The 20,178-nt window shown below is 63.3% G+C and carries 24 protein-coding genes; 13 read left to right on the forward strand and 11 right to left on the reverse strand.

The window, feature by feature from the left end; translation table 11 throughout:
- The first annotated feature begins 19 nt into the window (after positions 1–19).
- The gene (locus B7E02_RS07220) at positions 20–1,138 is read left to right on the forward strand and encodes a TerC family protein (protein ID WP_080796838.1); all 1,119 of its coding nucleotides are present in this window, start codon (positions 20–22) and stop codon (positions 1,136–1,138) included.
- 55 nt (positions 1,139–1,193) lie between these two features.
- Here the strand turns inward: B7E02_RS07220 and B7E02_RS07225 are convergent, their stop codons facing one another.
- Entirely contained in the window at positions 1,194–1,487 is a 294-nt protein-coding gene (locus B7E02_RS07225) for a YciI family protein (RefSeq protein ID WP_080794553.1), read from the reverse strand.
- A 114-nt stretch (positions 1,488–1,601) separates the two neighbouring features.
- Here B7E02_RS07225 and pgsA point away from each other — a divergent pair, with 114 nt between their 5' ends.
- From pgsA to B7E02_RS07245, 4 genes are all read left to right on the forward strand, one after another.
- On the forward strand, positions 1,602–2,225 hold the full coding sequence (pgsA, locus tag B7E02_RS07230) for a CDP-diacylglycerol--glycerol-3-phosphate 3-phosphatidyltransferase (protein WP_080794556.1): 624 nt from the start codon (positions 1,602–1,604) through the stop codon (positions 2,223–2,225).
- A gap of 4 nt (positions 2,226–2,229) precedes the next feature.
- Positions 2,230–2,739: a CinA family protein gene (locus B7E02_RS07235; RefSeq protein ID WP_080794558.1), complete on the forward strand. Its 510-nt coding sequence runs from the start codon at positions 2,230–2,232 to the stop codon at positions 2,737–2,739.
- Between the two features lie 57 nt (positions 2,740–2,796).
- Positions 2,797–3,120, forward strand: coding sequence for a helix-turn-helix domain-containing protein (locus tag B7E02_RS07240; protein WP_080794560.1), 324 nt, complete (start codon positions 2,797–2,799; stop codon positions 3,118–3,120).
- Between the two features lie 168 nt (positions 3,121–3,288).
- Positions 3,289–4,128 carry a PspA/IM30 family protein gene (locus tag B7E02_RS07245; protein WP_080794562.1) on the forward strand — a complete coding sequence of 280 codons (840 nt, stop codon included), beginning with the start codon at positions 3,289–3,291 and terminating at the stop codon, positions 4,126–4,128.
- Positions 4,129–4,207: 79 nt separating this feature from the next.
- Here the strand turns inward: B7E02_RS07245 and B7E02_RS07250 are convergent, their stop codons facing one another.
- The 3 genes from B7E02_RS07250 to B7E02_RS07260 are packed head-to-tail and all read right to left on the reverse strand — an operon-like array spanning position 4,208 to position 6,141.
- Positions 4,208–4,822, reverse strand: a complete 615-nt coding sequence (locus B7E02_RS07250) for an energy-coupling factor transporter transmembrane component T family protein (protein ID WP_425429803.1) — start codon at positions 4,820–4,822, stop codon at positions 4,208–4,210.
- Positions 4,819–5,508, reverse strand: coding sequence for an energy-coupling factor ABC transporter ATP-binding protein (locus tag B7E02_RS07255; protein WP_080794565.1), 690 nt, complete (start codon positions 5,506–5,508; stop codon positions 4,819–4,821). The genes B7E02_RS07250 and B7E02_RS07255 overlap by 4 nt, the downstream gene beginning before the upstream one ends.
- 9 nt (positions 5,509–5,517) lie before the next feature.
- Entirely contained in the window at positions 5,518–6,141 is a 624-nt protein-coding gene (locus B7E02_RS07260) for a biotin transporter BioY (protein WP_080794567.1), read from the reverse strand.
- 79 nt (positions 6,142–6,220) lie between these two features.
- On the opposite strand from B7E02_RS07260, the gene B7E02_RS07265 reads away from it, so the two are divergent.
- The 3 genes from B7E02_RS07265 (at position 6,221) to recX (ending at position 8,414) form a co-directional block, all read left to right on the forward strand.
- Positions 6,221–6,427 carry a DUF3046 domain-containing protein gene (locus B7E02_RS07265; RefSeq protein WP_080796839.1) on the forward strand — a complete coding sequence of 69 codons (207 nt, stop codon included), beginning with the start codon at positions 6,221–6,223 and terminating at the stop codon, positions 6,425–6,427.
- A gap of 228 nt (positions 6,428–6,655) precedes the next feature.
- Entirely contained in the window at positions 6,656–7,777 is a 1,122-nt protein-coding gene (gene recA, locus B7E02_RS07270) for a recombinase RecA (RefSeq protein WP_080794569.1), read from the forward strand.
- Between the two features lie 34 nt (positions 7,778–7,811).
- Positions 7,812–8,414, forward strand: a complete 603-nt coding sequence (recX, locus tag B7E02_RS07275; RefSeq protein WP_245802217.1) for a recombination regulator RecX — start codon at positions 7,812–7,814, stop codon at positions 8,412–8,414.
- 52 nt (positions 8,415–8,466) lie between these two features.
- Here recX and B7E02_RS07280 read toward each other — a convergent pair whose 3' ends face one another.
- The 4 genes from B7E02_RS07280 to gluA form a co-directional block, all read right to left on the reverse strand.
- Positions 8,467–9,288 carry an amino acid ABC transporter permease gene (locus B7E02_RS07280; RefSeq protein WP_143336774.1) on the reverse strand — a complete coding sequence of 274 codons (822 nt, stop codon included), beginning with the start codon at positions 9,286–9,288 and terminating at the stop codon, positions 8,467–8,469.
- 126 nt (positions 9,289–9,414) lie between these two features.
- Positions 9,415–10,101: a glutamate ABC transporter permease GluC gene (gene gluC, locus B7E02_RS07285; protein WP_080794575.1), complete on the reverse strand. Its 687-nt coding sequence runs from the start codon at positions 10,099–10,101 to the stop codon at positions 9,415–9,417.
- A 179-nt stretch (positions 10,102–10,280) separates the two neighbouring features.
- Entirely contained in the window at positions 10,281–11,162 is an 882-nt protein-coding gene (gene gluB, locus B7E02_RS07290) for a glutamate ABC transporter substrate-binding protein GluB (RefSeq protein ID WP_080794577.1), read from the reverse strand.
- 67 nt (positions 11,163–11,229) lie between these two features.
- Positions 11,230–11,958, reverse strand: a complete 729-nt coding sequence (gene gluA, locus B7E02_RS07295) for a glutamate ABC transporter ATP-binding protein GluA (RefSeq protein WP_179129738.1) — start codon at positions 11,956–11,958, stop codon at positions 11,230–11,232.
- 316 nt (positions 11,959–12,274) lie between these two features.
- Here gluA and miaB point away from each other — a divergent pair, with 316 nt between their 5' ends.
- A complete protein-coding gene (miaB, locus tag B7E02_RS07300) occupies positions 12,275–13,855 on the forward strand; it encodes a tRNA (N6-isopentenyl adenosine(37)-C2)-methylthiotransferase MiaB (RefSeq protein ID WP_425429789.1) in 1,581 nt (526 codons plus the stop codon).
- A gap of 54 nt (positions 13,856–13,909) precedes the next feature.
- A complete protein-coding gene (locus B7E02_RS07305) occupies positions 13,910–14,572 on the forward strand; it encodes an Rv2732c family membrane protein (RefSeq protein ID WP_080794582.1) in 663 nt (220 codons plus the stop codon).
- Here B7E02_RS07305 and B7E02_RS07310 read toward each other — a convergent pair.
- Together B7E02_RS07310 and B7E02_RS07315 are read right to left on the reverse strand one after the other, a co-directional pair.
- Positions 14,569–15,597: a GNAT family N-acetyltransferase gene (locus B7E02_RS07310; protein WP_080794586.1), complete on the reverse strand. Its 1,029-nt coding sequence runs from the start codon at positions 15,595–15,597 to the stop codon at positions 14,569–14,571. The two genes, B7E02_RS07305 and B7E02_RS07310, sit on opposite strands and share 4 nt — an antisense overlap.
- Positions 15,598–15,600: 3 nt before the next feature.
- Positions 15,601–16,935 carry a DUF349 domain-containing protein gene (locus B7E02_RS07315; RefSeq protein ID WP_080794588.1) on the reverse strand — a complete coding sequence of 445 codons (1,335 nt, stop codon included), beginning with the start codon at positions 16,933–16,935 and terminating at the stop codon, positions 15,601–15,603.
- 230 nt (positions 16,936–17,165) lie between these two features.
- On the opposite strand from B7E02_RS07315, the gene B7E02_RS07320 reads away from it, so the two are divergent.
- The 3 genes from B7E02_RS07320 to dapF are packed head-to-tail and all read left to right on the forward strand — an operon-like array spanning position 17,166 to position 19,581.
- Positions 17,166–17,801 carry a class III extradiol ring-cleavage dioxygenase family protein gene (locus B7E02_RS07320; RefSeq protein WP_245802218.1) on the forward strand — a complete coding sequence of 212 codons (636 nt, stop codon included), beginning with the start codon at positions 17,166–17,168 and terminating at the stop codon, positions 17,799–17,801.
- Complete coding sequence (gene miaA / locus B7E02_RS07325) at positions 17,798–18,709, forward strand: tRNA (adenosine(37)-N6)-dimethylallyltransferase MiaA (RefSeq protein WP_080794592.1); 912 nt, start codon at positions 17,798–17,800, stop codon at positions 18,707–18,709. Before B7E02_RS07320 ends, miaA begins: the two co-directional genes overlap by 4 nt.
- A gap of 41 nt (positions 18,710–18,750) precedes the next feature.
- Entirely contained in the window at positions 18,751–19,581 is an 831-nt protein-coding gene (gene dapF, locus B7E02_RS07330) for a diaminopimelate epimerase (RefSeq protein WP_080796840.1), read from the forward strand.
- A 19-nt stretch (positions 19,582–19,600) separates the two neighbouring features.
- On the opposite strand, the gene B7E02_RS07335 is transcribed toward dapF, so the two are convergent.
- A complete protein-coding gene (locus tag B7E02_RS07335; RefSeq protein WP_080794594.1) occupies positions 19,601–20,137 on the reverse strand; it encodes a hypothetical protein in 537 nt (178 codons plus the stop codon).
- Positions 20,138–20,178: the final 41 nt, after the last annotated feature.

Raw genomic sequence — 20,178 nt, forward strand, 5'->3', positions numbered from 1 at the left:
ACCGGAGGTTCTTTTTCTAATGGAAGTAAACATTGTCACCTGGTTGATTACCATTGCGGTGATCGCGGGTTTCTTCGTCTTTGATTTCTATTCCCACGTCAAGACCCCGCACGAACCCACGATCAAGGAATCCGCCCTGTGGTCGCTGTTCTATGTCGGACTGGCCTGTGCCTTCGGCGTCTTCCTCTGGCTGACCTGGGGGGAACCCGGCAACCCGCACCAGCACGGCGTTGAGTTCTTCACCGGCTACGTCACCGAGAAGGCGCTGAGTGTGGACAACCTCTTCATCTTCGCGCTGATCATGGGCAGCTTCAAGATCCCGCGGAAATACCAGCAGAAGGTCCTGCTGATCGGTATCGCCCTCGCGCTGGCGCTGCGCCTCGTCTTCATTCTCGTCGGCGCAGCTGCAATCGAACGCTGGTCCGCCGTCTTCTACATCTTCGGTGCCTGGCTGATCTACACGGCTGCCAAGCTCCTGTGGGACGAGATCCGCGACACCCCCGAAACCGATCCGAACGACATGCTAGTGGTGCGCCTGCTGCGCAAGGTCATCCCGGTGACCGAGGGATACTCCAGCGACAGGCTGTGGGTCCGGCACGGCAAGAAGATCGCCCTGACACCGCTGTTCGTCGCCCTGGTCTCCATCGGCATGGTCGACATCATGTTCGCCCTGGATTCGATTCCGGCGATCTACGGAATCACCTCGGAGCCCTACATCGTCTTCACCACCAACGCACTCGCACTCCTGGGCCTGCGTCAGATGTTCTTCCTGCTCGACGGATTGCTCGATCGTCTGGTTTACCTGCCCTACGGCCTCGGCATCATCCTGGCGTTCATCGGTGTGAAGCTGCTGCTGCACGCGCTCCACGAGAACAACCTGCCGTTCATCAACGGCGGCGAACCGCTTTCGGTCCTGGAGGTGGACACCGTGTGGTCCCTGGTGTTCATCATCGGGGTGCTGACGGTAACGGTCCTGGCATCGGTGCTCAAATCGAAACGAGATGAGAACCAGGGTGCGCTGGCCCCCAAATGGAACCCGGCGAAGAAGACCGGCGATGACTGGCCCGAGCAGGAATCCCCGGCCGCCACGGGTTCCGGCCAGCCACCGGAGCAGAAGGAAAACCCCGGACACAGGTAGGTCCGGGCGGCGGTTGTCCCCGCCCGGCACGTGTCACCGCTGCCGCGACGGGTGCTCAGGCGCCGAAGGTGCTGATCACCGGATTCCAGAGCCGGATTGAACGATCCTCAAGGGCCCCTTCCCTGTGGAAGGGGTCCTCATTCATCAGCGCCTCTGCATCGGCGAGCTGCGCACCCTCCTCCAGAGCGATGACGATCAGCGCGCCGCCCCCGCCGTCAGAGAAGGGGCCGGATCCGATGATTTTTCCCTCGGCCATGAGCCTGGCGGTGAATTCACGGTGGATGGGTCGGAGCGAGCTGATCTGCTCGCTGTCCGGATTGTAGGTGTATGTAACTGCGAAATAGGTCATGGGCACAAGCTTAGGCAGTGGTGCCGACGGAGGTGGACATTCCCTCACTTAAAACTCCGCCCCGGGTAGCTCCCACGACTCCCCGGCGACGAGTCGGGGGTAGTGTGTTAAAGCGTGAGCGATGTTTCAGCAGGCGCATCCGGCGCGAACAACCGGAAAGAGGACGGGGTGCATTCCGCTGCCCCGGTGGCGGACAAGCCCTCGAATTGGAATCTGCCAAATTTCCTTACCAGCCTCCGCATCATCGCCATTCCCCTGTTCGCCTGGCTGGTGCTGCGGGGTGGCGCGGAAAGCAACGCCTTCGCCTGGTGGGCCTTCGGTCTTTTCATCGCCCTGATGATCACGGACAAGCTGGACGGTGACATCGCCCGTTCCCGTGGTCTGATCACAGACTTCGGTAAGATCGCCGACCCCATCGCCGACAAGGCGCTGATGACCACCGCCTTCGTCTGCTTCAACATCATCGGGATTCTGCCCTGGTGGGTGACCGGGGTCATCGTGCTCCGGGAGTTCGGGATCACCATCTGGCGTTTCATCGAGCTGCGCAGAGGAAACGTTGTTCCCGCCAGCAGGGGAGGCAAGCTCAAGACTGCACTGCAGACCCTCGCGGTGGCGCTCTACCTGTGTCCACTGCCGGACTGGATGAGCATTCCCAACCAGATCGTGATGTACGCCGCGGTGGCGGTGACGGTGGTCACCGGTATCCAGTACCTTGTGGACTCCAGGAAACAGGGCTAGAACGATGGACCGGCTCGCACACGGTGGGGCCGTGCTGTTGGCGGCGCTGAAGTCCCGCGAACAGACAATCGCGTTTTGCGAGTCACTCACCGCGGGGTTAGCCGCGGCCACACTCGCCGGAATACCGGGAGCTTCCGCGGTGCTGCGTGGCGGCCTGGTCACCTACGCCACGGATCTGAAGGTCAGCCTCGCCGGGGTTCCGCAGGAACTGATTGATACCTTCGGCGTGGTGTCACCGGAATGCGCCGCGGCGATGGCGGGCGGAGCCCGCGAGGTCTGTGGCACGGACTGGGCGCTCGGCCTCACCGGGGTCGCGGGCCCGGACACCCAGGAGGGCAAGCCGGTGGGCGAGGTGTGGATCGGGATCGCGGGGCCGGGCGGACTGGTGGATGCGTCCCCGGCGTTCACACCGGAGCTGCGGATGAAGCTGGTGGAACTGGGGCGGGGGGCGATCCGCGACTATGCTGTTTCGCAGAGCTTTAGTCTGCTCCTCGGACACCTCGATGAACACTGATTGACAAACTGTGGTGAACTGGGAACAAATTTGGGGGAAAGGGAGTTTAAACAAGTGATGGTTACATACACAGCCCTTCTTGATAAGCCAATCTCCGAGGCTGCCACGCGGACTGCTCCCGAGCCGCTGCTGCGCGAGGCGCTCGGTTCAGCACTACGTTCCTTCCGTGCGGACAAGGGAATAACCCTGCGTGAGCTCGCCGAGGCTTCTCGCGTATCGCCCGGATATCTTTCCGAGCTCGAGCGAGGCCGTAAGGAAGTGTCATCCGAGTTGCTCGCTTCGGTCTGCCATGCCCTCGGAGCCAGTGTCGCCGATGTTCTGATTGAGGCGGCGGGATCCATGGCGGTCCAGGTTGCACAGGCGGACCTGGCCCGCGTCTAGTGTGCCCCCGCATTTTCCCGGTATGAGAAACGGCGGTTCCGGCACCGGCGCGCTACTATGGTTTTCACATGTCTGCGTTCTTCCGCGGCCCGGGCCACCTACCTGTGCTACAAAGAAGACTGTTTTACATAACTTCGCTTTATTTACCTAGGAAGGCTCTATCTCACCATGGCTAATCCATTCTCCAAGGCGTGGAAGTACCTGATGGCTCTATTCGATTCCAAGATTGAGGAGAATGCAGATCCCAAGGTGCAGATCCAGCAGGCCATCGAAGATGCGCAGCGCCAGCACCAGGAGCTGTCCCAGCAGGCAGCGGCCGTGATCGGAAATCAGCGCCAGCTCGAGATGCAGCTCAACCGCCGTCTCGCCGATATTGAGAAGCTGCAGGGCAATACGCGCCAGGCTATCCAGCTGGCGGACAAGGCCCGCTCCGAGGGGGATGTGAAGAAGGCCACCGAGTACGAGAACGCCGCCGAGGCCTTCGCCGCCCAGCTGGTCACCGCAGAGCAGTCGGTGGAGGACACCAAGCAGCTCCACGATCAGGCCCTGCAGCAGGCGGAGCAGGCGAAGAAGGCCGTCGAGCGCAACTCGATGGCACTTCACCAGAAGGTCGCCGAGCGCACGAAGCTGCTGAGCCAGCTTGAGCAGGCCAAGATGCAGGAGAAGGTGTCCGAATCCCTGAAGTCCATGGATTCGCTGACCACGGGCAGCTCCCCGAACCTGGATCAGGTCCGGGAGAAGATCGAGCGTCGGTACGCCAACGCCCTCGGCCAGGCCGAACTCGCCCAGAACTCGGTGGAGGGTCGGATGGCGGAGGTCGAGCAGGCCGGCGTGCAGCTTGCAGGCCATTCCCGCCTGGAGCAGATTCGTGCGGAGATGGCCGGTGGCGGGGCCCTGAACTCAGGCGCCAAGCAGGAGTCCATTGAGTCCGCGCCTGCACAGGGCGCGACCGGTGTCGATGATGACGCGGTGGCTCGTCGAATGCGCGAACTGCGCGGCGAGGCATAGCGTCGTACCGCCTGTCCCGAAACGTAGAGCGCCTGCCGCAGTATCCACTGCAGCAGGCGCTTTTCGCTGTCCGCGACAGCTAGTCCCCGGCACCCCGTGCCAACAGAGCATCACCGATGTTGCGGGCCCGGCGGATCGACCGGATGATCACCGGTGTGCCGAAGGCGACGACGGAGAAACCCGCGCCCCGTGCCTTGCGTGCATCGAGGACCTCCATGACCGTGGACAGCATCAGTGGAATCAATCGGATGGTCAGCGAGATCGCGAGTGTGATCGACTCCACCGGCAGACCGAATCGTGCAAAGGGCCCCAGCGCCTTCTCCACGGCGTCCATCAGTGCCTCCAGACGCGTTGTCAGGGTGAGAAGGGTCGCGGCCATCACGGAGGCGAGAAGGACCAGGACGGTGGTGGCTGCAAAGGGGAGGCCGCGCTGCCAGCTCTGGAAGGCCCCGAGGAAGAGGAGCAGCGGGAGCACCGGCCACCACTGGTCCCACGCGGTTCGCGGAGGGATGTGGGCAACCGCGGTGGCGGCCAGGACGGCGACGACGCAGGCCAGCGCCCACAGCGGGGTCCTGACCACGATTGCCGTGCCGATAATGAAGACGATCAGCAGGAAGAACTTCCACAGTGCCGGCATCCGGTGGATGGGGGAGTCCGCGTTGACGTAGACCCCGAGCGGAATGTTTCGCATCAGGGGACCGCCGCCATCAGATCCACATAGCGCTGAATGACCTCGGCGGAGGCGCCGTCGGCGATGACCCTGTGTTCATCGATGCAGATCACCCGATCGAACCCGGTGAGGAAGTCCAGGTCATGGGTCACCACGATCAGCTGCTGGGTCAGTGTTGCGAAAACCTGCCTGATCATCATGCGGTTTCGCAGATCCAGCAGTGTCGTCGGTTCATCGGCGATGATGATCTCGGGTTCCATCACCAGTACGGCCGCCAGGGCGAGTAGCTGTTTCTGGCCACCGGAAAGGGTGTGCGGGGACTGATCGGCATGCCGGCTGAGGTTGAAGCGCTCCATGATCGCCTCGACCCGCGCGTTCCTCTCCTCTCGTGGCAGCTTCGCCCTGCGCAGCGAGAAGGCGATGTCCTCACGGACCGTGGGCATCACAATCTGATTCTCGGCGTCCGAGAAGACGAACCCAACCTTGCGCCTGATGGCGCGGCCGTGGGAGGAGACATCCTGGCCGTCGACAAGCACCCGGCCGCTCTGCGGTTCGCCGAGGCCGTTGATCATCCTGATCAACGTGGATTTTCCGCCCCCGTTTGCTCCGATGACACCGATGCGCTGCTCCCGCAGCGTCAACGACACCGGCTCCAGGACGGGGACCCCATCGAAGGACGCCGAGGCGGCGTCAAAGATGATCTCAGGCATGGTTGGATCCTAGTGCCTGTCGACGCCCGCGGTGGCACGCCGGCGACGCAGGTCGGGGAACGCGGTGTGCACGCCCACGGCGATGATGACCATGACGGCGAACTTGGCCAGGTCGGGCAGGATGAACGGTGCCTGGGCGACGGTGGCCTCGGTGATGCTGAGACCCGCCCGCAGGGTCAGTCCGATGATGCCGCAGAGGTACTGTGTTGCCAGTCCGGCCACGGCCGCAAGGCTGAACACGGCGATCATGCCGGTACGGTTGTTCCGCGGGGCGCGGTAGGCGATCAGCCCCGCGACCGCAGCGGAGAAGAGATAGCCGAAGATGTAGCCGACGGTGGGACCCGCCAGCGCGCTCAGAGTGGTGCGGCCCCCGGCGAGCACGGGGATGCCGATCATCCCGAGTCCGAGAAAGAGCAGCGCGGCGAGGAATCCCCTGCGGCCCCCGAGAACGAGGCCCGCGAGCACGATCGCCGCGTTCTGCAACACGATGGGAACACCGGCGGCCCCGACCGGAATGGATACGAAGGCCAGGACTATGATCAGTGCCGCGAAGACGGCGATCATGGCGATGTCCTGGAGGGCGACTCGTTGGGATTTTGGTGCCACTGCGGTGGCATTCGGGCTGATGTCCATGGCAAAAGTATACAACTGAACGGTGTTCAATTGGCAAACCGGAATGGCCATGGCCGACGGGGAATGTATTATCGTTGCCATGCGTCTTTCGGAGTTTCGTCGCTTGGTCGAGGGGGAGTTCGGCCCCATGAAGGGTGAGTGGTTGGCTCATTCCCACGTCCTCGGTGGGCTGGGTGTGACCGTCAATGAGGCGGTCGAACGGGGCGATGACCTGCGCGAACTCTGGGATCGGATCTGCCTGGACTTTGACGTCCCCGAGGAGCGGAGGCTGGGTGCGGACGACTGATACCGCAACCGTCGCTCCAAATTCGAACTTCGAACAGTTGTGCGTGTAAACTGGCCTGCAACCGCGGGACATGTCCGGACGACGGTTTAGTGTGGCGGGCATACTCCCACAGATATTTCTTCCCAGACGGAACCCCGGCACCGCCATAGCGGTCTAAGGGATTAAGGCACCAGAGCGCCGAGCTGAATGGATCTTCGGCGCGGCATGAAAAGGAAACGGTAGAAGCACATGGCTACAAAAAAGAGCAGCAAAGCCACGAACATCACAGGCGATAACCGTCAGAAGGCGCTCGATGCCGCATTGGCGCTCATTGAGAAGGACTTCGGCAAGGGGGCGGTGATGCGTCTCGGCGATGATAACCGGCCACCTATTCAGACGATCTCCTCCGGCAACACCGCCATTGACATTGCCCTGGGTATCGGTGGTTTCCCCCGTGGCCGCATCGTGGAAATCTACGGTCCGGAATCATCCGGTAAGACCACCGTGGCGCTACACGCCATCGCACAGGCGCAGAAGGCCGGCGGTATCGCCGCGTTCATCGACGCGGAGCATGCGCTTGACCCCGATTACGCCGGCAAGCTCGGGGTGGACACCGACGCTCTGCTGGTTTCGCAGCCGGACACCGGTGAGCAGGCACTGGAGATCGCCGACATGCTCGTCCGCTCCGGTGCCATTGACATTATTGTCATCGACTCCGTCGCGGCGCTGACGCCAAAGGCCGAAATCGAGGGAGACATGGGTGATAGCCACGTCGGCCTCCAGGCACGTCTGATGAGCCAGGCACTGCGAAAGATGACCGGAGCCCTGCACAACTCCGGCACCACCGCTATCTTCATCAACCAGCTCCGGGAGAAGATCGGTGTCATGTTCGGATCCCCCGAGACCACCACGGGCGGTAAGGCGCTGAAATTCTACGCCTCCGTTCGGTGCGACGTCCGCAGAATCCAGACCCTGAAGGACGGCCAGGACGCAATCGGTAACCGAACCCGGCTCAAGGTGGTCAAGAACAAGGTCTCCCCACCCTTCAAGATCGCGGAGTTCGACATCATCTACGGGGAGGGTATCTCACGCGAATCCTCACTGATTGATCTCGCGGTGGACAACGGTGTGATCAAGAAGTCGGGTTCCTGGTTCACCTATGAGGGAGATCAGCTCGGGCAGGGCAAGGAGAAGGTGCGCCTCTTCCTCAGGGACAATCAGGATCTCGCCGACGAGATCGAGGACAAGATTTACCAGAAGATGGGATTTGGCAAGTACGCAGTCGCAGCGGACCGCCTGAGCGATGATCCCGTTGAACTGATCCCCAATGTTGATTTCGATGATGAGGATGCCGAGGAGCAGCAGGCATAGGGCAGAGGTGGTGATCAGCAAGGAGGAAACCGACGTGCAGGACATTGATCGAAAGCTCAAGAAACTCAGAGAAGCACTGGTCGACTTCGAGCGCCAACGGTCCACCGCGGGGTCGGGCGGCTTCTTCGACCACGAGCTGGAGGAGAAGAAGGCCGCGGTGCGCAAGCGGGCACTCCTCCTCTTGGATCAGCGCGCACGTTCACGTCAGGAGCTGCGCAGGCGACTGCTGGCGCTGGAGTTTGAGGATGCCATCATCGATCTGGTCCTGGATGATCTCGCGAACTCCCGTCTCCTCGATGACCTGAACTTCGCGAGTGAATGGGTCCGGCAACGGTCGAGCAGGCGCGGTAAGTCCACGCGGGCGCTTGATCGCGAACTACAGGAAAAAGGGGTCTCGGCGCCTACCCGGGAGCGGGCACTGGCGCAGATCGACCCCGAGGATGAGCGCGGGACGGCGCGTTCCGTCGCCGTGAAGAAGGCGCGCTCGGAGTCGCGGGTCCCCGGAGACAGGGCCGACTACGACAGGGCACTGCGGCGGGTTGTCGGAGTGCTGGCACGACGCGGTTTCCCGGCAGGGATGTCCATGGACATCGCCAGGGAAGCCCTCGATGAGCGGATCGAACAGCTGAAACACTAGAAGAAGCCGGGTGCGGATGCACCCGGCTTCATTGATTTAGAACTTCTCCGGATCAGGACATCCCAGGATTCCTGATCTCCTTGTGATCGGGATCGTGCCAGTCGACGTTGACGTTGTCCTTGGTTTCCAGGCCCTGGTCGGGCATTTCTGGCACCGCGGCGACAATGTTCTTACGGGCGCGACCCGCGCGCAGCTGACGTTCAATGCGCTGCGCGAATGTGGTCAGGGCGAAGTTGATCAGGATCATGATTACGGCGACCACCACGAGCGAGGCGAGGTAGTTGCGGTTGGCGGAGGCGGACTGGATGCCCGAGCGCACGACCTCGATGTATCCGATCTGGTAGCCGAGCGCGGAGTCCTTGAGCGCGATCACCATCTGTGCGATCAGAGCCGGAAGCATGGCCGCGACCGCCTGTGGCAGCAGGATCGACCAGGTGGTCTGTCGCGAGGACATTCCCAGGGCGATCGAGGCCTCCTTTTGCCCGCGCGGGAGGGAGGAGATACCCGAACGCAGAATCTCAGCGATCACCGAGCCGTTGTACATGGTCAGACCGAAAACCACCGCGGCGAAGGCGAGCTGACTTGAGGGAACGAGCGCGTAACGGGCGAAGAGCTGGTAGGCGAAGATCATCAGAATCAGCACCGGGATGGCCCTGAAGGTCTCGATGACCACCGCACAGACCCAACGCAGGGTTCTGATCTCCGAGATGCGGCCGAGTCCGAGCAGCGTACCCATCACCAGGGCGAGCAGCACGGAGGCGATGGCCGCCTTCAGGGTACCCCAGAGGCCGGGCAGGATATAGGTGGTCCAGGTCTGTGACTTGATGAAGGGCGTCCACTTGGCGGCCTCGAGCTGGCCGTTGCCGTGCAGAATGTTCAGTGCCCAGGCCGCGATGGCGAGGGCCACCACCAGGGTGGCGACGGTGATGATGCGGTTGAAGCGCCTGGCCTTGGGGCCGGGTGCGTCGTAGAGAACTGTTGCGCGTACTGAGGATGACATCTACTTCTTCACCGCCAATCGATCGGAGAGCTTGCCCAGGCCGAGGCCCATGGGCAGCGTGAGAATCATGAAGCCGATGGCGAAGACACCGAAGACAACGAACAGCATGTTGGCGTGGTTCTCGATAGTGGACTTCATGAGCAGGGAGGCCTCGGCGACACCGATCACCGAGGCGATGGTGGTGTTCTTGGTCAGGGCGATCAGCGTGTTGCCCAGGGGCACGATCGCCGCGCGCACAGCCTGGGGGAGGATGATCGTGCGGAAGATATCGGAGAATCCGAGGCCCAGCGAGCGGGCAGCCTCAGCCTGCCCGAAGTGCACAGTATTGATACCCGAGCGCAGGGACTCGGCGACGAAGGCCGAGGTGTAGATGATGAAGCCGAGCACCGCCAGTCGGAAGTTGTTATCCGCCAGGAAGGTCGGGCTTCCCTGCGTGGCCAGGGCGAGACCGAGATTCTGATACAAGCCGAAGGAGCAGAAGAGAACGACCAGAGTCAGGGGCGTGTTGCGCACGACATTGATGTAGCTCGTCGCCAGCGTCCTGAGAATCTTGACGGGGGATACCCGCATCGCGGTGAGGATGGTGCCAAGGATGACGGCGCCAATTGCGGAGAGAAAGGTGAGTTTGATGGTCACCCAGAAGGCTGGCAGTAGCGACGGACCAAGATCCGCCCACAGTGTACTCATGGGGTGGTTCTCCTCGTGAAGTTAAAAGGTGTGTGAATGCCGGCCGGGGCCGAAGGGGAGGGCTGCCACCGGAAGAACAGGGAGCCGCCGTTCGGGGCGGCGCCACCTACCTCGGTGCGCCGCGCCGGACCTCCTCCAATCCCGCCGGACCTGCACGGGATGACGGCCGCGACGGGAAATCAGCTGTTGAGGAAGGAGAGGTCGCCCGGGGTGCCCTCTTCAACCACGACGGAGTCCTGGCCGAGGTTGTCGGTGAGGAACCGCTGGAAGGAACCATCGGCGTACATGCGCTCGAGAGCGGCGTTGACGGCGTCGGTGGCCTCCTGGTCATCCTTCTTCAGGCCGATTCCGTAGTACTCGTTGGTGAAGGGCTTACCGTCCTTCTCCATCTCCACCACCCTGAAGTCACCCTCGTACTGCTGGGAGTAGCCGAAGAGAATGGTTGCGTCCGTGGTCATCGCGTCGACGTTGCCCTGGTTGAGCGCCTCGACGCAGGAGGAGTAGGTGTCGTACTCCTGCAGCTGGACACCGGGGAGGACATCCTTGACCTTCTGCGCAGGGGTGGAACCGGACACCGAACAAAGGATCAGGCCACCGGCGAGATCGTCGAGGGTGCTGATGCGCTCGTCCGCGGCCCTGACCAGCAGCGCCTGGTGGGTAAGCAGGTAGGGTCCACCAAAGTTGACGGTCTCGGAGCGTCCCGCGTTGATGGAGTACGTGGCGGCGATCAGGTCAACCTCACCGTTTTGGATCAGGGTCTCGCGCTGTGCGGAGGGGGTTTCCCGCCATTCGATCTCCGGGTGCTCCCAACCCTTGTCATCGGCGATGGAGTTGACAACGTAGGTCGCGACATCGACGTCGAGCCCGCTCATGGTGTTGTCGGGGTTGCGCAGGCCGAGTCCAGGCTGATCAAACTTGGTGCCCAGGTTTACCGATCCGGATTCGATCGAGGCGAGAAGTCCGTCTCCGCCGCTGCTGCCACAGGCGGTGAGTGTCATTCCGGACAGGGCCGCCGCGGTGACGGCTGCGGCGATGCGGACCGAGGTGCGTTTGGTGGTCATGTGGTGCTCCTTGAGGATTGTCGGGTTACCGGGGTCGCCGGTGGAAATAGTGGTCTCCGGTGGATGGCTAATGGGCGAGGATCTTGCCCAGGAAGTCCTTCGCCCTGGCGGACTGGGGATTGGTGAAGAAGGAGTCCGGCTCGGTGTCCTCCACGATGGCGCCATCGGCCATGAACAGGACACGATCGGCCGCCTTGCGGGCGAAGCCCATCTCGTGGGTCACGCACACCATGGTCATGCCCTCCTTGGCCAGGCTGGACATCACGTCGAGGACCTCGTTGACCATTTCGGGGTCAAGTGCCGAGGTCGGTTCGTCGAAAAGCATGATCTTGGGATTCATCGCCAGCGCACGGGCGATGGCCACGCGCTGCTGCTGGCCACCGGACAGCTGGGCGGGGTATTTGTCCGCCTGATTTGCGATTCCGACGCGGTCCAGCAGCTTCATGGCAAGATCGTGGGCTTCAGATTTCTTCAGCTTTCGCACCTTGATGGGGGCAAGCGAGACGTTGTCCTTGATCGTCAGGTGCGGAAAAAGGTTGAAGGACTGAAAGACCATCCCGACGTCGGCCCGGATCTTTGCCAGACCCTTGCCTTCCTCGGGAAGCAGGACGCCGTCAATTTCGATGGTTCCCTGCTCGATGGTCTCCAGGCGGTTAATCGTCCGGCACAATGTCGATTTACCCGACCCCGAGGGACCGAGCACGACAACGACCTGACCTTTGGGGACCTCAAGATTAATGTCCTTCAGTGCCTGAAAGTCATCGAAGAACTTCTGTACGTCCGTCATCTTGATCATCGGTGAATCTGTGGTCTGCGTCATGTCAGAATCATAAATCACACTTAGTGCCGAACTGTTCCGTTTCTGTGAATGTGTCCAATTTGCAATCAAATCCATGCCTAAAACAGGAGAAACCCCAGGGGTGTGGGGGTGAAGGTAGGGGGTATTAAACCGTGCACAGCCGGAATATATCGATAGTACAACAGGTAAATTTTGCTAAGTCTTCGCTGATTGGACGTTACCGGGGCACCGATCGACGACGCGCCGGTAACAGATGCGGGCGGACGGGAAGCCGTTTATGACACCCGGTCCAACCCCGATACAATGTGCTTCCGTGACGCAGCAACTCAATATCCCGCAGACTGGCCTTCAATCGAACCCCCGACCTGAGCCGGATACGGTCGGCGCCGCTGCCCGCACTTACGAGGTGCGCACCTTTGGCTGCCAGATGAACGTCCACGACTCCGAGCGACTGTCCGGTCTGCTCGAAGAGGCCGGCTATGTGCCATCCGATGAGCACGGCACGCCCGATCTGATCGTGTTCAACACCTGTGCGGTCCGTGAGAACGCGGACATGAAGCTCTACGGAACCCTTGGAAATCTCCGGGCCGTGAAGCAGGAGCATCCCGGCATGCAGATCGCCGTCGGGGGATGTCTCGCACAGAAGGACAAGGACACGGTGGTGAAGAAGGCACCCTGGGTCGACGTGGTCTTCGGAACACACAACATAGGATCCCTTCCGACCCTCCTGGAGCGCGCCGCCCACAACAGCAGGGCGGAGGTGGAGATCGTCGACTCCCTCGAGCAGTTCCCCTCGGTGCTCCCCGCCAAGCGGGAATCCGCCTATGCGGGCTGGGTCAGTGTGTCGGTCGGCTGCAACAACACCTGCACCTTCTGTATCGTCCCCTCGCTGCGTGGAAAGGAGCAGGACCGACGCCCGGGTGAAATCCTCGCCGAGGTCCGAGCACTGGTGGAGCAGGGGGTCAGTGAGATCACCCTGCTGGGTCAAAACGTCAACGCCTACGGTGTGAACTTCGTCGATCCCGGACTCGAGCGGGACCGTTCGGCTTTCTCCAAACTCCTCCGGGCCTGCGGAGAGATCGAGGGACTGGAAAGGGTCAGATTCACCAGCCCCCACCCCGCGGAGTTCACTGCCGACGTGATTGACGCGATGGCGGAGACGCCGAACATCTGCCCGCAGCTGCACATGCCCCTGCAATCGGGATCCGACAGGATCCTCAGGAACATGCGCAGGTCCTACCGCTCCGGGAAGTTCCTGGGGATCCTGGACAAGGTCCGCGCGAAGATTCCGCACGCCTCAATCACCACCGACATCATCGTCGGATTCCCAGGGGAGACCGAGGAGGATTTCCAGGCCACGCTCGACGTGGTGGAGCGGGCCCGATTCACCTCCGCCTACACCTTCCAGTACAGTCCCCGTCCCGGCACCCCGGCCGCCGATTACGTTGACCAGATTCCCAAAGAGGTCGTTCAGGAACGCTATGAGCGCCTCATGGCCATCCAGGAACGGGTGTGCGAGGAGGAGAACCGCGCACTGATCGGCAACCGGGTCGAGCTGCTCGTGCAGGCTGGGGGCGGCCGCAAGAACATTGCCACCAAACGCATGACGGGCAGGGCGCGGGACGGCAGACTTGTTCACTTCGCCCCCGAGGGTGGGATCGATTCCCAGATCCGCCCGGGTGACGTGGTGGAGGTCCGGGTCACCGATGCCAAGCCCCACTTCCTCATCGCCGACGCCGGAGTGCTCTCCCACCGGCGCACCCGGGCGGGGGACAACTCCGAAATCGGCAGGACGCCGACCACCGCACCGATCGGCATCGGCCTGGGACTGCCGGGCATCGGCGCTCCCCGGGTGGGCGGGCCGGAGGATTCGGCCTGCTGCTCCACGCGCTGAGCAGGCTAGGATGAGCGGGGGCCGGAAAACAACTCCAGAGATGAGCGAAGTGCAGTGAGTGATAAGAAACTGAGCGGCCGGGAACTGGCCGAGTTGGAGAAGGAAGCCGCGAAGACCCTGGACCTCGGGTCACGGAAGTGGTATCTCATCGCCGGTGTGGCACTGTTTCTCCTGGCGCTGGTGCTGCCGCACATCCGCGGGGTGATGGGCTGGCAGATACTCTTCCTCACCGACACCGCGTCGAATGCCGGGATTCGGCTCGCGGAGTACGTCTTCTACTGGTTGGGCACCATCGGCGTGGTGGCCTTCAGCCTGGGCACCGTGGTGTTCCGGAAGACCTGGATGTCCTACATTGCCTGGATCTTCTCCTGCGTGACACTGGTCTACGCGGTCTTCGCCACCTGGATGCGGCAGACCTCGACGGGAACCGATGTCACGGTGATCAACATCGGGATGCTGGTGGCCATCATCGCGGCGGTCTGCGCGGTGTGGGGACTGTCCGGGGTGATCCTCGCACGAAGCGATCGTCAGCAGGAGGTTGCGCAATTGCGCGCCGCCAATGATGACCTCGATACCGTTGCGGAGGCGCAGCGGGAGCTGCTGAAGAGTCAGCAGCACGATTCCGGTGACAATCCGCTGCTTGTCGACGACCGGCGGGCACGTGCCGCGCAAAGGCACCAACCGGAACCGCCCTCAAAGGAGGAGGGGGAGAACTAGCTCCTCTTCTCCCACAGGGTGGTTCTGGACAGCTCCCGGGCACCGAGGGCGCGATTGACCGCCAGCATGGCAGGATTATCCACCGCGTTCGAGGTCGCCACCCGGTTGATCTCGGGAAAGCGCTCGTGTAGCAGACTCATGCAGGAGAGTTTGATCGCGGTGCCGAGTCCCCGCCCCCGCATCCTGGGATGGACGATGGTCAAGCCCTGCTCCGCGGCGCCGGGGTTGGCGCCGGGCGGAATCGAGATCGATGAGGTGGCGACCACGCCGGAACCGTCGCTGAAGTAGACGCTGACCAGCCCGGTGCCACTGCGTGCGATGCGCTCGGCCTGTTCGGCCAGCCGATCGGCGGACCACGGTGCCGCAGCGGTGCTCAATGCCCCATGGGGGACGTCGGTGGATGCGATGGTCTGCAGCTCCACCTGGCCGTCGATCAGCTCCGCCGGAATCCCGGTCCCCACCACACGGTGCACCCGGAGGCCCTCCGGCCCAAAATCGGTCGAAACCACCGGAAGAATCTGCTGGATCTCCTCATGGGCGAGCACGTAACCCCTTTCGACGAGGACCAGGCAGTGGTCGCAGCCGTGTCCGGAGCTTCCCGCCGGATGCATGTGGGCCGTGTGGAGCACCGACCTCAGCCAGGGGGCCTGCGCGGCCCGCCACTGTCCGTGGTCGAGCAGTGCCCCGAGCAGTTCCCTGGCCCCGGCTTCCATGGGCTGGCCGGGAAGTGGTTGGAAACCGGCGTCCAGGACCACCTCGAGCGATGCGGTGGTGGGGTCGTCGACAAGCGGAAGGGATACCCTCACCCATCCGGCCGGATCACCCCTCTGATCGAGGGCGGTATCGAGCAGGGACCTCGATTCGGAGCTGCCGAGGAGATCGTCGGTGACGCGTTCAACGGAGACCGAAACATCCCTGTCCCCGGTGGTTTCCTGGGCGGCCAGATTCGCCATGAACACAAATTCACGGAGGGCCTCCGGAGGTTCACCGCCGGAAACCGGGATCGTGACCTCCTCAAATCGCACGGCCTAGAGATCCTCCACGGCATTGTGGGCTGTCTTTGCCCATTCCGCCCACTGCGCGGCCTGGGCCCGAAGCTTCTCGGCCTTCCGTGAATTGCCCTTGGCCTCGGCGGCATCCGCCTGCGCAGTGAACTCATCAACCTTGGCGGAGAACTGTGCGGCACGTGCCTGGGCCTCCGGGTCGGTCCTGCGCCACTGGGCGTCCTCGGCCTCCGCCACCCGCTTCTCAAGTGCCCCGATCCGGTCCTCGAACTCCCGGACCTGGTTCCGGGGGACGTAACCGATCTCCTCCCACTTCTCCTGCAGCTCACGGAGTCTGTTCCGGGCGCCTGCGAGATCGGTCGCGGGGTTGATCTGCGGACCATAGGCATCCAGGAGTTCCTGCTTCGCCTTTGCGTTCGCCTCAAACTCGTCATCGCGTTCCTTGACCACGGCGTTGCGCTGATCGAAGAAGAAGTCCTGGGCTGCCTTGAAGGCCGACCACAGCTTGTCATCCACCTCGCGGGGAGCGCGCCCCGCGGCCTTCCACTCCTTCATCAGATCACGGAACGCCCTGGCGGTGTCATTCCATTCAGTGGAGTTCTTCAGGGCCTCCGCACGCTCCACGAGCTTCTCCTTGAGGTTTCGTGCCGTGGCCCGGCCGCGGTCGAGCTCCGCGAAATGTGCACCGCGCCGGCGGTTGAAGGAGTCACGTGCACGGGAATAGCGCTTCCACAGCTCATCATCGGTCTTCCGGTCGATGCCGTGAATTGATTTCCACTCGTCGAGGATCTGCCTGATTCGGTCACCGGCCTCCTTCCAATCGGAGGACTTCTCCGCGATCTCTTCGGCCTCGGAGGCCAGCGCGTCCTTGCGTGCGATCGCGTCCTCGCGGCGCCTGGCCTTGTGGAGCTTGGCTTCCTCCCTGGCCGCATCGGACTGGCCGATGATTGTGGACAGGCGCGCGTCCAGGGCAGCCAGGTCGCCGATCGCGGCAACCGTGGCCAGGCTGCCGCGGATCTCCTCCGCCTTGGCACGGATGGCCGCGGCATCCTCGGGATGGCTGCCGAGACGCTGTTCCAGCAGTTCCACCTCTGTGGCCAGGTCATCGAAACGGATTCCGTAGTGTGCCAGACCCTCTTCGGGGGTGCCCGCCTGCCAGGACCCGATCTTCCGTTCACCGGAGGAGGTGATGACGAAGGCGGACCCATCCTCCTCCACGCGACCGAACCGTGCGGGATCGCTGGTGGTTTTCCTGACCGCGGTGGCAGGTGCCACCCGCTGGGCCTTCGGTGATGCGGTCCGGGCGCCGGGGCGCGGACCCGGCCGGGGGCCCGGCTTGGGGGTCTGGTTCTCAGTCATGTTCGATCCTTCTACCTGCGTCGTCCTGGCCGCGCGACACGGCCGCCTGAAGTCCAATAACGTATTCCAAACATACCGTGAGGGCAGATATGTGTCAGTCAATCAGGGGGCACTAGTGGTGTATCCGACCAGAATGGGGATAACAACGGATCCTCGGTCCGGCACCCACCGTGGCGCCGGCCCCGGGTGCCGGGATATATTCCGGTCCGGCACTGACTAGGGTGGTGGGGGTGAAGACGACCATGATTTTCATGCCGGGGAGTCCGGCACTCGTTCCGGACCTGGCCCCGGCCGACCCAGCGGGACCAGGACTGCTCGCCCAGCTCAGGCAGGAGATTGAAGGTGCTGTGGCAGACGCCGGGAGCACCGTGGTCATCGTGGGGTCACACGGCGAACAGATGCGCACAGGAGACCGGGGGAGCTTCCGGGCGTGGGGGGCTCCGCAGGTCAATGTGGGTCGGGGCAACCATCTTCCCGAACTCCTGGCGCGCTTCGCGCTGGGGCCGTATGCCGACCGGGTCTGCGGGTTCGTGCCGACCCTTGCGTCGATAAGCGACGGTGCCGATTCGCCCGCGGTCGTCATCGCGGTGGTCGACGGTTCCACCGGATTGAGTGAACGCGCACCCTCCGCACTTCTGCCAGGTGCCGCGGAGGTGGACACCTGGTGTCGCGACCTTCTGGCGGGGAAGCGGGTCGGGAGCAGGAGTGCGGAGGACCTGAAGGTGGCGGGAATCCGTGAACCCGCTCTGTGGGTGGAGGCCCAGCGGCTTCAGCCGCAGGTGACCGCTGCCCGCCTCGTCGCAGCCGATGTCTCCCTCGGAGTCGGTCGCTATGTCGCCGTCTGGCAGCTCGGGGAGGGGCAATGACACCGGTCCCGATCGCCGTTGTCGGCCCCACGGCCTCCGGAAAATCCGCACTCGGCCTCTGGCTTGCGCATCAGCTCGGTGGCGAGGTGGTCAATGTCGATTCAATGCAGCTTTACCGTGGTATGGACATCGGCACCGCGAAACTGCCGGTTGCGGAGCGGGAAGGAGTCCCGCATCACCAGCTGGATACCCTCGATGTAACCGAAACCGCTTCGGTTGCCCGTTTCCAACGGGAGGCCGTCGCCGATGTCGAGGACATCCTTGAACGCGGGCGCACTCCGATCCTCGTCGGCGGTTCGATGCTGTACGTGCAGGCACTGGTCGATGACTGGCGGTTTCCTCCCACCGACCCCGTGGTTCGGAGCCGCTGGGAGGAGAGACTGCGCGACCTCGGCGTCGGGGCACTGCACCGTCAGCTGGCGGACCTCGACCCGCAGGCCGCGGCCACCATCGAGGACAATGATCCACGACGAACTGTCCGCGCCCTCGAGGTCATCGAGCTCACGGGGCGGCCCTTCCGGGCCAGCCAGCCCCCGAAGAACGCACCTCCGCGGTGGGGTACGAGGATACTGGGGCTGCGCACCACCCCCGAATGGCTCAATCCCCGAATCGAGCTTCGGACGCGGCTGATGTTCGAACAGGGTCTGGTGGGGGAGGTCGAGGCGCTGATCCGGGATCAGGGCCTGGCCGCCGACTCAACCGCGGGCCGGGCGATCGGCTACTCCCAGGTATTCGAGGCGATGGCGGGCGAGCTGGACTGGGATGAAGCGGTGGAGAGAACCATCACCGGTACCCGCCGCTACGTTCGCCGCCAACGCAGCTGGTTCAACCGGGATCCGAGAATCTCCTGGCTGGATGCCAGGGAGAACACTGAGGGCCAGGCCCGTCGGATTTTGGGGCTAGACTAAACGGCGTGAATGCAGAAACCGGGTTGGATACGGCAGGGACCATCGACTTCGCCAAGGCACACGCGACCGAGAATGATTTCGTCATCATTCCCGATGCGGATGGTGTCATTGACCTGACACCGGGCCGGGTCGTCGCGCTCTGCGACCGCCATGCAGGTATCGGGGCGGACGGGGTGCTGCGGGTGGTGCGCAGCGGTGCGGGCGGGTTCGCCGCCGAATTCGGGCTGGACCCGGAGACCTGGTTCATGGACTACCGCAATGCCGACGGCTCCCTGGCTGAGATGTGCGGCAACGGCGTACGAACCTTCGCGCACTGGCTGAGGTCGAGGAATCTCGTGGATTCCGATTCCTTCGTCATCGGTACGCGTGCGGGATCCCGCACCGTTGAGGTCGTGGAGTTCACCGCAACCGACGCAATCGTCCGCGTCGACATGGGCCCCGCCGAGGTGACGGGCCTGTCCACCTGCATGATCGGTGGGCAGGGATTTGCCGGAATCGCCGTGGATATGGGAAATCCCCATCTCGCCTGCGTCGTCCCGGGTTTCACGCGGCGGGACCTGGAGGCCTTCGACCTCCGGGCCCCGGAGTTTGATGAGCGGTTCTTCCCCGAGGGCGTCAACGTAGAGCTGGTTACCGAGCTTGTCGACGCCACCGTGGACATGCGCGTCTGGGAGCGGGGAGTGGGTGAGACGCGCTCCTGTGGCACCGGAACCGTGGCTGCAGCGCGCGCCGCCCTCGCCGACGCCGGGGCGGGCACCGGGAGCGTCCTGGTGCGGGTTCCAGGCGGTGAGGTCCAGGTTGAGATCGGCGAGGAATCCTCAACCCTGACGGGGCCGAGCGTCATCGTCGCCGTGGGCAGGACCATTCTCTGATTCCTTGAGCCACCAGGTACTAGTCGTTGCGGTACCTGGTCCCGAGCCGGTATGCCGCCTTGCGGGCAACCAGCCAGGACTCCCTCAGCTCGGCCGCCCGGTTGTCAGTGACCCTCAGCAGGTCCTCCAACTGCGGAATCGAGGGTTCCGCGGCCAGTCTCACATCCAGTCGGCGCAGGAAGCGCGTGGCGTTGGCGGAGTCGAATTGGAACCGCTCGATATCGGGATCGTCGCAGTCCTGATCTGCCAGGGCTGGTCGGTGCAGTGTCCGGTCGGCGATGGAATCGGCGTCCCCTCCGGTGAGAAAGGTGTCATATGCCGCCTGGACGTCAGAGATCTCATCGGCCGAGAGTCGGATGGAATTGGTCAGTGAAACCACCTCGGGGGAGATGGGCCGCAGGCGCAGGAACACCGCGATCAGCAGCGCGATGAAGACCGCGATGATCAGGCCGGGAAGCTTCAGCCAGAACACCAGCCCGAGCAGCGCGATGCCGATGATGGCAATGGACCAGCGCTGGGGGCCGGAAGCCTGTTCAAAGGGAGTCAACTCTGGCACGGGGCACTCCTGAAATCGCCGGGGGGAGGGCGGGGGCCCGG

The sequence above is a fragment of the Corynebacterium pacaense genome, from assembly GCF_900169525.1.
Taxonomy (GTDB): Bacteria; Actinomycetota; Actinomycetes; order Mycobacteriales; family Mycobacteriaceae; genus Corynebacterium; species Corynebacterium pacaense.